At 59.2% G+C, this 12,227-nt stretch carries 12 protein-coding genes and 1 pseudogene; 6 read left to right on the top strand and 7 right to left on the bottom strand.

The window, feature by feature from the left end:
- Nucleotides 1–8: 8 nt before the first annotated feature.
- The 6 genes from AC0JZ8_RS20735 to AC0JZ8_RS20760 all read right to left on the bottom strand — a co-directional run bounded on the left by AC0JZ8_RS20735 (nt 9) and on the right by AC0JZ8_RS20760 (nt 5,671).
- Nucleotides 9–1,004 (bottom strand): ABC transporter ATP-binding protein, encoded by a 996-nt coding sequence (locus AC0JZ8_RS20735; RefSeq protein ID WP_471893432.1) that lies wholly within the window; start codon nt 1,002–1,004, stop codon nt 9–11.
- Nucleotides 997–2,094, bottom strand: coding sequence for an ABC transporter ATP-binding protein (locus AC0JZ8_RS20740; protein ID WP_471893433.1), 1,098 nt, complete (start codon nt 2,092–2,094; stop codon nt 997–999). Before AC0JZ8_RS20740 ends, AC0JZ8_RS20735 begins: the two co-directional genes overlap by 8 nt.
- A 3-nt stretch (nt 2,095–2,097) precedes the next feature.
- Nucleotides 2,098–2,286 carry a hypothetical protein gene (locus tag AC0JZ8_RS20745; protein ID WP_174197835.1) on the bottom strand — a complete coding sequence of 63 codons (189 nt, stop codon included), beginning with the start codon at nt 2,284–2,286 and terminating at the stop codon, nt 2,098–2,100.
- Nucleotides 2,283–3,227: a carbohydrate ABC transporter permease gene (locus AC0JZ8_RS20750; RefSeq protein WP_471893434.1), complete on the bottom strand. Its 945-nt coding sequence runs from the start codon at nt 3,225–3,227 to the stop codon at nt 2,283–2,285. Before AC0JZ8_RS20750 ends, AC0JZ8_RS20745 begins: the two co-directional genes overlap by 4 nt.
- Nucleotides 3,224–4,171, bottom strand: coding sequence for a carbohydrate ABC transporter permease (locus tag AC0JZ8_RS20755; protein ID WP_062460076.1), 948 nt, complete (start codon nt 4,169–4,171; stop codon nt 3,224–3,226). The genes AC0JZ8_RS20750 and AC0JZ8_RS20755 overlap by 4 nt, the downstream gene beginning before the upstream one ends.
- Nucleotides 4,172–4,384: 213 nt before the next feature.
- Nucleotides 4,385–5,671 (bottom strand): ABC transporter substrate-binding protein, encoded by a 1,287-nt coding sequence (locus tag AC0JZ8_RS20760; RefSeq protein WP_062578369.1) that lies wholly within the window; start codon nt 5,669–5,671, stop codon nt 4,385–4,387.
- Nucleotides 5,672–5,985: 314 nt separating this feature from the next.
- Here AC0JZ8_RS20760 and AC0JZ8_RS20765 point away from each other — a divergent pair, with 314 nt between their 5' ends.
- The 3 genes and pseudogenes from AC0JZ8_RS20765 (at nt 5,986) to AC0JZ8_RS20775 (ending at nt 8,113) form a co-directional block, all read left to right on the top strand.
- Nucleotides 5,986–7,008 (top strand): LacI family DNA-binding transcriptional regulator, encoded by a 1,023-nt coding sequence (locus AC0JZ8_RS20765; RefSeq protein WP_062460074.1) that lies wholly within the window; start codon nt 5,986–5,988, stop codon nt 7,006–7,008.
- Between the two features lie 188 nt (nt 7,009–7,196).
- Nucleotides 7,197–7,387, top strand: a pseudogene (locus AC0JZ8_RS20770) (ribokinase); the annotation flags it as partial.
- Nucleotides 7,388–7,855: 468 nt separating this feature from the next.
- Nucleotides 7,856–8,113: a DUF3253 domain-containing protein gene (locus AC0JZ8_RS20775; RefSeq protein WP_209899692.1), complete on the top strand. Its 258-nt coding sequence runs from the start codon at nt 7,856–7,858 to the stop codon at nt 8,111–8,113.
- A 154-nt stretch (nt 8,114–8,267) separates the two neighbouring features.
- Here AC0JZ8_RS20775 and AC0JZ8_RS20780 read toward each other — a convergent pair whose 3' ends face one another.
- The gene (locus tag AC0JZ8_RS20780; protein ID WP_062577706.1) at nt 8,268–8,918 is read right to left on the bottom strand and encodes a DUF2461 family protein; all 651 of its coding nucleotides are present in this window, start codon (nt 8,916–8,918) and stop codon (nt 8,268–8,270) included.
- 231 nt (nt 8,919–9,149) lie between these two features.
- Here AC0JZ8_RS20780 and AC0JZ8_RS20785 point away from each other — a divergent pair, with 231 nt between their 5' ends.
- The 3 genes from AC0JZ8_RS20785 (at nt 9,150) to AC0JZ8_RS20795 (ending at nt 12,171) form a co-directional block, all read left to right on the top strand.
- Nucleotides 9,150–9,302, top strand: a complete 153-nt coding sequence (locus AC0JZ8_RS20785; protein WP_342344795.1) for a DUF2256 domain-containing protein — start codon at nt 9,150–9,152, stop codon at nt 9,300–9,302.
- Between the two features lie 440 nt (nt 9,303–9,742).
- Nucleotides 9,743–10,819 (top strand): LacI family DNA-binding transcriptional regulator, encoded by a 1,077-nt coding sequence (locus tag AC0JZ8_RS20790; protein ID WP_471893435.1) that lies wholly within the window; start codon nt 9,743–9,745, stop codon nt 10,817–10,819.
- Nucleotides 10,820–10,884: 65 nt separating this feature from the next.
- Nucleotides 10,885–12,171 carry an extracellular solute-binding protein gene (locus tag AC0JZ8_RS20795; RefSeq protein ID WP_192078334.1) on the top strand — a complete coding sequence of 429 codons (1,287 nt, stop codon included), beginning with the start codon at nt 10,885–10,887 and terminating at the stop codon, nt 12,169–12,171.
- The last annotated feature ends 56 nt before the right edge of the window (nt 12,172–12,227 follow it).

The raw sequence follows: 12,227 nt of genomic DNA on the forward strand, positions 1-12,227 counted from the left end.
ACCCTCCCTTAGACGAGACGCATTCCGGCCGCATCGAAATAGATCGGCTGGTGCGGCTGGATTTTGATGATGTCGCCGCCCTTGAGGGCGGTGTGGGCATCGGTGACGGTGATGATCGGATATTCCCCAAGTATGAGATGAAGACGCGTCTGATCGCCGAGATGCTCCACCCGGACCACCTTGGCTTCCTGCCCTTCTCCCTGGAGAATATGCTCGGGCCGAAGCCCGATCGTATGGGCCCCCGCCGATGCTCCGGGGAAGAGGTGTGCGGGGAGCACGTTGATGCGCGGCTGGCCTAGCCGGGTCGCGGCATAGATGCTGACCGGCGCCTCGTAGATCTCGCGCGGCGAACCGAACTGCACGAGGCGTCCTTCCTTGAGCACGCCGACATGGGTTGCCATGGTCATCGCCTCGATCTGGTCATGCGTCACGTAGAGGAAGGTGGCGCCGGACCGGGCCTGGATGTTCTTCAGTTCGACCCGAAGGTCGGCGCGGAGTTTCGCATCGAGCGAGCTCAGCGGCTCATCCATGAGATAGATCTGCGGATTGCGGACCAGCGCCCGGCCGATCGACACGCGCTGCATCTCGCCGCCCGAAAGGGCCGTTGCCCGGTTGTCCAGCTTGTGGGCGATCTGCAGGACCTCGGCGATTGCCTTCACCTTCTGGTCGATCACCGCCTGCGGCGTGCGCAACAGCGGCGACTTCAGCGGAAATTCGAGGTTCTGCCGCACGGTCATGTGCGGGTAGAGGGAATATTGCTGGAAGACCATGGCGACATTGCGCTGTGCGGGCGTCAGCCCCGCCATGGACTGTCCGCCAATCCTGATGTCGCCGCTGTCCTGCGTTTCGAGTCCGGAAACCAAGCGCAGCAGCGTGGTCTTGCCGGCTCCGGTCGGACCGAGAAGCACCACGAATGCGCCGTCCGGTACGGTCATCACCACGTCGTCGAGCGCGCGGGTGGTGCCAAACGATTTGCAGATGCTGGAGAGGACGACTTCAGCCATGGGCGAGGACTCCTTCATTGCCTTCGGACACCAGTGCCATCCCGCTCTTTGCATCAAACAGGGTGAGTGAGCGGCGATCGAATTCAAGCCCGACGGGAACGTCCGTCCTGATGGCATCGCTCGACGCCGTCCGCGCCTTGATCTCGCCATGGGCCGTCTCGATCGTGACGATCTGTGTGGTGCCGAGATATTCGACGGCGGCCACCCGTCCGCGAAGACCGGCTGCGTCCGACAGGTGGACGTGTTCCGGCCTGACGCCGAGCGTGAGCGCACCCTTGCGGCCTTCGCGGGATTTGGGAACCTCGATGCGGGATCCACCGATCGTCACCGCGTTGCCCCCGTCGTCGATCGCACCTTCGAATTCCAGGAACGACATCGGCGGCGAGCCGATGAATTTCGCCACGAACTTGGTTGCCGGCCAGTCATAGATCTGCTGGGGCTTGCCGAATTGTTCGATCACGCCATGGTTCATGACGACAATCTTGTCGCCCATCTGCATGGCTTCCAGCTGGTCGTGGGTGACATAAACGGTGGTCGCCCCCATGCGGTCGTGCAGGGCGCGCAGCTCCTCTGCCATATGCTCGCGGAACTCCGCATCGAGCGCGCCGAGGGGCTCGTCCATGAAGAAGGCCTTCGGCTGGCGCACGATCGCGCGGCCGAGTGCGACGCGTTGGCGGTCGCCGCCCGAAAGCCCGCCGACCGGTTTGTCGAGGATGGATTCAATCTGCAGGATGCGGACGACTTCCGATACGCGGCGATCGACTTCGGAGCGCGATATCCCCTGGCTGACCAGGGGATAGGAGATGTTCTTGCGCACGTTCATGTGCGGATAAAGCGCAAACATCTGAAAGACGAAGGCGATGTCGCGCTCGCTCGCGCGCTTCATGCCGACCTCTTCGCCGCCGATATAGATCTCGCCACTGGTCGGCAGTTCCAGGCCGGCCATCATCCGCAGCGTCGTCGTCTTGCCGCAGCCGGACGGGCCGAGCAGCATGAAGAACTCTCCATCCTCGACGGTGAAGCTGGACGACTTCACCGCATTGAAGGCACCGAAGTCCTTGCGCAGGTTTTCAACGCGAATCTGGGCCATGACTTACTCCGGAAAATGACTGACGACGATGAACATGACGGTTCCGATCAGCGTCACCGGAAAGGAGAAGGTAAAGAGTGTCAGCGAAAGCGGCTGCATGAGCATGATCACGCCGAGCGCGATCAGCGCCGAGGCGAACATCTCCCATTCGGGTCGCCGGAACCGGCGCAGGCGGGCAAGGAAGTTCATCATTTGCGCACGGCTCCGAAGGTGATGCCGCGCAGCAGATGCTTGCGCAGCAGCACGGTGAAGATGATCACGGGCAGCAGGAACAGTGTCGCTGCAGCCGCAACGGCCGGCCAGTCGATACCGCCGCCAACCGACAGGATGGTCGGGATGAAGGGGGGCGCCGTCTGGGCATTGCCGCTCGTCAACAGGACTGCGAAAGCATATTCGTTCCAGGCGAAGATCAGGCAGAAGATCGCGGTCGAGGCGATGCCTGTTGCCGCCTGCGGCAGGACGACTTTGTAGAAGGCCTGGAAGCGGGTATAGCCATCGATTAGTGCCGCTTCTTCGTATTCGCGCGGGATTTCGTCAATAAATCCCTTGAGCAGCCAGACCGACAGCGACAGGTTGACCGCCGTATAAAGCAGGATCATGCCGAGGTGCGTATCCGAAAGCCCCAACTGACGGAACATCAGGTAAATCGGGATTGCGACGGCGATCGGCGGCATCATGCGTGTCGACAGGATGAAGAACAGGAGGTCATCCTTGAGCGGCACCTTGAAGCGGCTGAAGGCGTAGGCTGCCAGCGTCCCGAGGAAGATCGACAGGAATGTCGAGCCAAAGCCGATGATGACCGAGTTCAGGAACCGTTGCCCGAAGCGCGACGGGCCCGAAATGATCATGCCCCTTTCCCGTGTGATCGTGTCATACCACGTGGTGGGTGCCGGCAGTTTGGCGAGGTCTTCCGCCGAGGGGCGCGACTGTGTCGTGAAGAGGTTCACGTAGCCTTCAAGCGTCGGCTGGAAGACGACCTTCGGCGGATAGCTGATCGAATCCGGGCCGGACTTGAAGCTCGTCGAAATGATCCAGATGAGCGGGATCAGCGTGATCACCGCATATAGTCCGACCAAGATGCCGGCAATCCACTTCGAGGCAGGCGACGGTTCGGTGACGGAATGGGCGCTCATCGTTCCTTAACCTTGTTCAGGGCCTTCACGTAGATGGAGGCGAGGCCGAATACCGTGACGAACAGGACAATTGCATAGGCGCTGGAATAGCCGGTCCGCCATTTCTCGAAGGCCTCGCGCTTGAGGTCGATCGAGGCGAGCAGCGTCTCGTCCCCCGGCCCGCCGCCGGTGAGGAGGACCACGAGGTCGAACATCCGGAAGTTCTCGATGCCGCGGAACAGGACTGCAAGCATTAGGAATGGCAGTGCCATTGGCAGCGTGATCGTCCAGAACTGCCGCCACTTCGATGCGCGGTCGACTTCCGCTGCTTCATAGATGTAATCGGGGATGGAGCGCAGTCCGGCGAGGCAGATCAGCATGACGAAGGGCGTCCACATCCAGGTGTCGACGATGACGATCGCCCAGCGCGCCCAGCCACCGGGGCCAAGCATCGAGAAGCTGTCGGCGGGAATGCCGGTCAGGAATTCGACGGCGTAGTTCACGAGGCCGATCTGCGGCTGGTAAAGGAAGGTCCAGAAGTTGCCGACCACGGCGGGCGAGAGCATCATCGGGATGACGATCAGCGTCGTCACCAGGTCGTTGCCCTTGAACTTGCGGTTGATCAGCCATGCCAGGGAGAAGCCGATCAGCACCTGGAAGGTGATCGTCCAGATGAGGAAATGGGCGGTCGTCTGCATGTTCGCCCAAGTGTCGGCGTCGGTGAGGATGCGCGTGTAGTTGCGCAATCCGACCCATTTCACCTCCGCGTTCGGCTTGTTCGCGGCAAAGTTCGTGAAGGACAGGCGGATCGTCCAGATCAGCGGAAATATGTTGACCGACAGAAGCAAGAAGATCGTGGGTGCTACGAAGATCCAGGCGATGGCCCTGTCGCTTAAGCCCCGGATGCGTCTGGCAACCGGTTGTGGCGTCGCACGGGCGAGGCGGTCTGCGGGTGTGTCGGTCATCGTCCGGATCCGTGTGGCGTTTCCAAAGGGCAACCGCATGCGGTGCCGTGGCCGGTGAGGCAACAAGGCAAAGCTCGGGTTGTGCCGGCAGGCTTGAGGGTTTCGAAGATGTGCCGGCGGCAACGCTGGCTTTGGACTTTCCCCCGGCATTGCCGGGGGAGAGATTAAGGGCACTGCCCCCGGATCAGGTCCAGGAGCCAGGCTTTTCTTCTGTCAGAGCTTGCCTTCGTCCTCGAACGTTTCCGTCCAGTCGGCAATCAACCCGTCCAGAGCTTCCTTCGCGGTGCCATTGCCAGCGACGACATAGTCGTGGAACCGCTTCTGCGATGCCTGCAGCAGCGTCGCATAGGACGGCTCGGCCCAGAAGTCCTTTACGATCGCCATGCTGTCGAGGAAGGTCTGCGCATAGGGCTGGCTCTTGGCAAAATTCGGGTCTTCGACGACGGCGCGAAGGCACGAGAAGCCGCCCATGGACCACCATTTGTCCTGTACATCCTTCTGGGCGAACCATTTGATGTAGCCCAGTGCGCCGTCCATGTTGTCGGTGTTGGCGACGACCGAAATGCCCTGGCCGCCGAGCTGGGCGAACTTCTCGCCACCGGGCCCTGCGGGATTGACGAGATAGCCAGTCTTTCCGCTCCCGACATTCGGATCAGCCTCGAACCCCGGCCAGGTAAAGGCGAAGTTCATCTGCATGGCGACCTGGCCCGATTTGTAGGCGTCGATGCCTTCGCCCATGTAGGTGTTGGATGTGCCCGGTGCGACGCAGCAATCATAGAGGGACTTGTAGAATTCGAGGCCCTTCACGGCGCCCTCGGAATCGACAAAGCCTTTCATATCATATGGTTTTTTCGGATTTTCGTACTTGAAGCCATAGCTGTAAAGCACGTCCATCACGCCCATCGTGATGCCTTCCGAGCCACGTTCGGTATAGATCGAGGCGCCGTAGACAGTCTTGCCGTCGATCTTGCGGCCCTGGAAGAATTCGGCGACCTGCTTCAGTTCGTCGAAGGTTGCGGGCGGCGTCAGGTCGCGACCGAACTTATCCTTGAAGGCTGTCTTAATTTCGGGCCGCTCGAACCAGTCCTTGCGGTAGGTCCAGCCGACCACGTCCCCGAAGGCTGGCAGCGACCAGTAGTTCGGGGTGTTCTTCGGCCATTCGGAATAACCCGTGACGGTTGCCGGAACGAAGGCATCCATCTTGATGCCTTCCTTGTCGAAGAACTCGTTGAGCTTCACATACCAACCGTTCTCGGCGGCGCCGCCGATCCACTGGCTGTCGCCGATCATCAGATCGCAGAGCTTTCCGCCCGAGTTGAGTTCGTTGAGCATGCGGTCGGCGAAGTTCGGCCACGGGACGAACTCGAATTTCATCTTGATGCCGGACGACGCCTCGAAGCCCTTGCTGAGTTCGACGAGTGCGTTTGCCGGGTCCCATGCTGCCCAGCAGAGCGTCAGTTCTTTTTCGTCGGCATGCGCCATCATAGTGCCGAAACCCATCGAACAGGCGACCGTTCCGGCAGCAAGCAGACCTTTCACGTAAAGCGATTTCATCATGTCATCCTCCCAGCGCCGTCCGGTCTCCTGCGGATGGCGAAACGCCCTTGCGGGCCAAATGCCGGCTCCGGACCCTAATCTCTGGCCGGCCTCCTCCAGCGGAACGGGGTGTAATGGATGCCTCTCCCGAACCCAGATGGAGGCTAATTGATGTGCGCACCTCAAAGCAAGTGATTTTTGAGGTGCGCACATCAATTCTTGCGTTTGCTGATGTTTTGAAGGAAAGCTCTGGAAGGCGGAAATCATGGGAAGTCGTCATGCGTCCAACAGCGAAGGATCTGGCCGAGGCTGCAGGCGTCAGCCTTGCAACGGTCGATCGTGTCTTGAACGAACGACCGAATGTGAGCCCGAAGGCCGCCCGGCTGGTCAATGACGCAATCGAGCGGATCGGCTTCGTTCGAAATCCGGCGGCTGTCAGCCTTGCCCGCAACAAGGTGTACCGCTTTCTCTTCCTGCTTCCGGCAAGCGGCGATCTATACCTCAAGGAGCTCCTGCGGCACGTTGAAGAGCTGACCGATGCGCTCAAGGGCGACCTCACCGAGATTGCCTACCGCCAGATCGGGATCGACGATGCGCACGGCGTGGCAAAGCTCCTCTCCAGCCTCGACAAGGAGGAGGTCGACGGCGTGGCCGTCATGGCGCCCGAATCGCCTCAGGTGCGTGACGCCATGGCGCGGCTTCTCCAGCGCAACATCAAGGTGGTGCAATTCCTGTCCGGGCAGGAAAAGCTGCCAGAGGCTGATTTCGTCGGTATCGACAACTTTGCGGCGGGTGCGAGTGCGGGCAAGCTGATGGGCATGCTTGCGGGTTCCCATCCGGGAAAGGTCATGGTGATCGCGGAAACCATGCAGTCGCTCGACAGCATCCAGCGCCGCCTTGGCTTCGACCACGTGATCAACAGCGCCTTTCCGCATCTGACCTGTCTGCCGTCCATCGAAACCCACGCCGACGAGGCACGTAGCCAGCAGGTGATGGCCCGCGTGTTGGCCGGCAATCGCGATGTTTCCGGAATCTACGTGCTGAGCGCAGAGGCTCGCGTGCCGATCCTGGCTGCTGCCGGAAACGTCGATCTCGGCACCATTGCCGTGGTTGTCCACGAGCGAACTCCCTTCACCGAACAGGCGCTCCGGGACGACCGTATCGATGCCGTGATCGCACAGGATCCGGGCCATGCGGTGCGCAGTGCAATTCGCATCATGCGCGCCCGCTCGGATGCCCGCGAGCCGCTCGCCGCACAGGAAAAGATCCGCATCGAAATTCTACTCAAGGAAAACCTTTGAGCCATATGAAGGGCGGCGCGCGCGATTGGTCAGAGGCTTTGATTTGGCCGGATGCGGAGCAAATAAACGAGCGTTTACATTTACTTGCGCCTGGCGGCGGGACTTCGGCGACCGGTGATGTGCAATAGGCAATTTTGGGAAAATCCAGAAAAGACTATGGCGGCCGTCGCCTCCAGACGGAAAGACAAATTTCTAAGACCGCACCCAGCCCCGCTGTCGTCGTTTTCGGCAGTCTGCATTACGACATCATCGTCAAATGTCCGGTCCGGCACGGCCGCGCAAAGGCGAAACAGTCACCGGCTCCGCCTGGAACCCGGCATGTTGCGGCAAGGGCGGCAACCGAGCGGTTTCCGCAGCCAAGGCCGGCGTGCGCTCGGCAACCCCGTATTCGGACAACGTCGAGATCTGCAGCGGCGTCCCGGTCATGATGCCTGCGACGCGGACGCGGGTTTTCGCCTCAAGTCCGATCAGCAATACCATCTATGACGCCTTCAGGTTCGTTACCACTGTTGCTATCGAGCAGTGGCTCAAGTATCCCAAGCTGACAATCAATGGCGCCTCCAAAGCCTCTGCGATGACGGGGTGGCGCATCGGTTAGATCTTGAGTAACGATCCGCTGCGTTTCCCGGCAACTGAGACAGCGTCAAAAGCCGCCGCATGGTTGAACGGTTTTCCATATCGCTTTGCCTGAACGAAGTAGCTCTCTCGCTTATTCAAAACGGAGCCGTCCAGCGCAACACCACCGCTGTAAGACATATTGCGCAGAGATGGTCTTGCCTGATGCTTTGCTGAGACAATGTAACTGTCAAATGACCCGCGAGACAGTTCAGTTAAATGGGGACGAGCCATGCGAGCGAATGCGGAATCGACCATTTTAAGTTTTGTCGTCAGTCGACCTGATGGGACGACGTGCCCGAGCGAAGTTGCGCGCAGCCTTGCAAATGATCACAACGCTCCGCTTGAGTGGCGTGACTACATGCCAGCCGTCCATGAAGCGGTTGATGCCTTGATTGCGCGACGAGAGATCACCCTTTCCTGGAAATCTGTCGTAATGGGGGAGAGAGCCGGTCCCTACCGTATAAGTGCTCGCAAGCAAAATCTCTAATGCCGAGACGTCTGCGGCCACCTTGTTAGCGTCCTAAACAATCTCAATGACAGGAAACCGATCAAGCACATCCCGACCGTGCTGATAGTCGCGAGCCTACTTTTTCATCTCTATAAGCTTCGGGTCAGTAAGTTTGCGCGTAAGAGCCTTCCGGTTATCGAGACTCGGGGAGCTTAGTCGTTGCCCGATTGATGTAATCGACCAGCGCGCGGGCAGCGGCGAATGATTTTACTATTTCCTCGACAAGATTGGAGGACACGAGCATCTCGTCAGAAACGTTGCGACAGGCTCCGAAGTTTTTGAGATTGAAAAAGTCGAGCGCGTCGTGATTTCTGACGTACCCGCTGGCGCTCAAATCATGACCGCCCGTCAGACCATTTGGGAAATATGTCCGAAATAATGGACCCTCGACGATCCCTCTCCATTTGCCGGTGTGGCTTGCGATTGTTTGCCGCAAAATGCGGGCAAGCCGTGGCGGGGGTAGCAGCGCTCCGCCTCCGCTGTATGAGCTGTGCGGAGAGATTTGCATGTAATATGTCGCGGCTGCGTTCTTCGAAGGCGAAACTCGCAACGTGATGCAGCAGGTGCCTTTCGAGATAGACGCGGCACTCAAACATTTGCGGGGATCTCGGTTGGCCTCATCTACGCGCTTGTCGATCGACCCTGTGCTATTAGCCAACGCTAGGGTGAATTCAATTAAGTCGCGGCGCGCGCAATCAAGTCTAGCTCGGTTGTCGTCGAGCCACTCGGCGCCGTGATTACTGGAGGCTTCCTCTAGAAATTCAAAAGTCGATCGGTTGATCATCCACTGTCTCAAACATGGCAAACCGGCCTGTCATAGAACGGGCGGAACGTAAAGTGAACGGAAATAGCTCGAGCGGACATGAAAAGAGTTGGAAGTCGGATGCTTCCAATCGCTGATTGCTACCCCCAGATAGGGTAGGGCTCGTGGAATTGCCACTTCGGTAACTGAGCGGCGAGTGGTTCGTTCGCATTTCGTAAACACGTTGAATAGGAGAGGATCCATATGGCGAGAATGGTCAAGAAAGCGGATCTGCCGATAAAAACGTGTGCGACATGCGGAAAACCTTTTGCATGGAGGCTGAAGTGGGCCAAGAACTGGAGCGACGTGAAGTACTGTTCTGAACGCTGCCGCCGCTCTAAGCTCAAGCCATTACCCACGTCATGATCACGTTGCTAGCACAATAAATCGTGCAAGACCCGTCGAACGGTGGGTGTGTTGGCGCACGAGCGTATCGCGCCCTCGCAGAAACCTGAACGTGGCCGCAGCAACGGAGGCGAGGAACGTTTGCTCGTCGATCCTCCCAGCTGCAAGTGACCCTACCATATAGCTCTCGATTTGAAGGAGCCACTTACTGGGGACGGGCTTTTTCAAGATCATGCAAAGCCATTGGGTCCGGAGCCTCCTCAGCATCCCGCTGTAGGCGAGACCGTGAAGCGGATCTCCCATACGCTGAAGGCAACAAAAGCTACCTCCGACGGTCACCTATTCCCTTCCAGAAAGGACGCGACGATGCGATTGTTTTCGCCTCCATGTGAGGGCTTGACAGCCCGTCGCTCAAGCTAATACGTATTAGCTAATACGATTTAGCAAGTGTAGGGTCCGCGATGAACCGCAAGTCCACGGGTGAACATTCGGCCGCCGCTGCACCGACAAGCGCTGATGTCGCACGCCTCGCGGGTGTCTCCCAAGCGACCATTTCCCTCGTGCTCAATGGCCGGGATAGTGCCGTGCGCATTTCTCCGGAGACACGGGAACGCGTGATGTCCGCCGCTGCCCAGTTGGGCTACACGCCCAATCATGCCGCCAGAAGCCTGCGGCAGCGCAGCACCAAGATCATCACTTTCATTCTGCCGACCTTGGAGAATCCGTACTTCCTAGAGATCGCGAGTGCGGCGCAAGCGGAAGCCAGTTTGCGCGGATATTCGGTCACGATCATTTCGTCCCGCAACGAACTGAGCGAGTTTCACACTGCGCTCTTGTTGCAAGGGGCGGCTTACGACGGGATCATCGTCGCAGGACACAATAACTGCGCTGCTCCGGAACTACCTGCTCTCGTAAAGCGCGGTGTCGGCGTTGTCGTGCTGCAGGAGCCTAGCCCCGCACCGGAAATTCAAAGCGTCCGCGTCGATCTTGAGAGAGGTGGATATATCGCCACCCGCCACCTCATTTCGCTTGGACATCGGCGCATCGCACACTTTACCCAGGCGCTGCGAAGTTCGCATGGCGGACACGACCGTATCGATGGCTATCTGCATGCGCTTTCCGAGGCTGGTCTGCCATTCGATGAAGATCTCGTTGTGGTGACCGAGAATTCGCTGTCAGGCGGCGTCCTCGCCCTTGACCGCATCCTGGCGCTTGACGTCCCGCCGACGGCTCTCTTCGCCTATAACGACCGGCTCGCGATCGGCGCTTTGCATGGATTGCGCAAGCGCGGGCTGAGGGTGCCGGATGATTTCGCCGTCGTCGGTTTCGATGGCATTGCCTTCGGTGGCTTTACTGCCCCGACGTTGACAACAGTCGACAGCTCCCGGGAGGAGCTCGGGAAGCTGGCAATGCAAGCGGTCATAGATGCAATCGATAAGAAGGAAGGGCGGCAGGATCATCTGCTGCCCGTTAGGCTACTTGTGCGCGAATCGTGCGGTGGAACGGAGGTCGATTCGGAGGGAATGCCGCACAACTGAAAACATGCCTTCCCGGCATGTGTGTCGAGGGAGGCGTTGGAAATTGACACTCATGGGAGGAAGACATGACGCAATTTATCAATCGACGTACCATTTTGAAGACCGGCGCGGGTCTCGGCGCGGGGCTTGTGACCGGCGCGCTCGGCATGCCGGCGCTTGCACAGGAAAAACAGCTGACATTTGCCGTCTGGGGCGGCGATTCAGAAGTTGCTGGCTACAGGAACGTGATCGCCAAATTTGAAAGCGCCAATCCCGGCGTCAAGGTCAAGCTTGATGTGATGCCGTTCGCGCAATTCTACCAGCAGGTCGATACGCGCCTTGCGGGCCGCCAGGCGCCCGACCTCTTCCGCGTGACCTATCAGCAGATCGGGCGATACGCGAGCAACAAGGCCGCCATCGACCTTACGCAGTATCTCGAGAAGGACTTCGGCAAGGGCTTCACACCTGCCGTCTGGAGCGCCGTCAACGTCAAGGGCACTCCCTACGCGCTGCCGCATCACACCGATACGTTTGCCCTGTTCTACAACGAGGAACTGCTGGAAAAGGCCAATATCGCGGTACCGTCCAGCCTCGACGAAGCTTGGACATGGGCGGCGTTCATCGACAACGCCAAAAAGCTCAAGACGCAGGGCGGCTCATCCTATCCGTTCGCCATGAGCTGGCAGAACGGCGCCGTGCATCGCTGGATGTTCTATCTCTACCAGCATGGCGGGCGCTTGCTGAGCGAGGACCTGACGGCCTCCCGCATCACCGAGAAGGCCGGCATCGAGACGATTGCATGGACACAGAGCTGGTTCACCGAAGGACTGGTTCCGCCCAGCACCTCGGTCAAGAGCGCCGAGAAGGTGCAGAACCTGTTCGCCAACGGCACGATCGCCATGATGCTGAACGGCAATTGGCAGATTCCCTTCGTCGAGCAGCAGATGAAGGCCAAATGGGGCGTCACCTACCTGCCGCGTGACGTCGCAATGGCCGACGATCTTGGCGGCACCTGCGTCGCGGTTTCCCGCGATAGCAAGACGCCAGAATTGGCCGCCGAGTTTGTCAAATTCCTCGTCAACGAGGAAAACATGCGCAGCTTCGTCAATACGGCCCAGCTTCTGCCGGTGCGCACGTCGATTGTGGACAAGGGGATCGAGTTCTCTCTGCGGCCGAATGAGATGAAGGTCTTCGTAGAGCAGACGAAGACCATTCCCGAACATCTCGTCAGCACGGTCATCCATCCCAACTGGGGCAGGTTCAACCCCAAGATGGCCGACGAGCTCGATCTGGCTTTTACATCCGGCCAGTCTGCAGAGCAGACAGCCGAGAATATCCAAGCCCATATCGAGCGGCTTCTGCTGCGGGCCTGAACGAATCGTTAAACCCCTGAAATCTTATCAAAGCGAATGCAGGTCATGGCCCCCAC

It is taken from the genome of Velazquezella soli (assembly GCF_977018685.1).

What these genes read in the sequence shown, in the direction of transcription:
- AC0JZ8_RS20795 (WP_192078334.1), top strand. Translation starts at nt 10,885, where the DNA reads ATGACGCAATTTATCAATCGACGTACCATTTTGAAGACCGGCGCGGGT.
- AC0JZ8_RS20740 (WP_471893433.1), bottom strand. Translation starts at nt 2,094, where the DNA reads ATGGCCCAGATTCGCGTTGAAAACCTGCGCAAGGACTTCGGTGCCTTC.
- AC0JZ8_RS20760 (WP_062578369.1), bottom strand. Translation starts at nt 5,671, where the DNA reads ATGGGTTTCGGCACTATGATGGCGCATGCCGACGAAAAAGAACTGACG.
- AC0JZ8_RS20775 (WP_209899692.1), top strand. Translation starts at nt 7,856, where the DNA reads ATGCGAGCGAATGCGGAATCGACCATTTTAAGTTTTGTCGTCAGTCGA.
- AC0JZ8_RS20780 (WP_062577706.1), bottom strand. Translation starts at nt 8,918, where the DNA reads ATGATCAACCGATCGACTTTTGAATTTCTAGAGGAAGCCTCCAGTAAT.
- AC0JZ8_RS20735 (WP_471893432.1), bottom strand. Translation starts at nt 1,004, where the DNA reads ATGGCTGAAGTCGTCCTCTCCAGCATCTGCAAATCGTTTGGCACCACC.
- AC0JZ8_RS20755 (WP_062460076.1), bottom strand. Translation starts at nt 4,171, where the DNA reads ATGACCGACACACCCGCAGACCGCCTCGCCCGTGCGACGCCACAACCG.
- AC0JZ8_RS20750 (WP_471893434.1), bottom strand. Translation starts at nt 3,227, where the DNA reads ATGAGCGCCCATTCCGTCACCGAACCGTCGCCTGCCTCGAAGTGGATT.
- AC0JZ8_RS20745 (WP_174197835.1), bottom strand. Translation starts at nt 2,286, where the DNA reads ATGATGAACTTCCTTGCCCGCCTGCGCCGGTTCCGGCGACCCGAATGG.
- AC0JZ8_RS20765 (WP_062460074.1), top strand. Translation starts at nt 5,986, where the DNA reads ATGCGTCCAACAGCGAAGGATCTGGCCGAGGCTGCAGGCGTCAGCCTT.
- AC0JZ8_RS20790 (WP_471893435.1), top strand. Translation starts at nt 9,743, where the DNA reads ATGAACCGCAAGTCCACGGGTGAACATTCGGCCGCCGCTGCACCGACA.
- AC0JZ8_RS20785 (WP_342344795.1), top strand. Translation starts at nt 9,150, where the DNA reads ATGGTCAAGAAAGCGGATCTGCCGATAAAAACGTGTGCGACATGCGGA.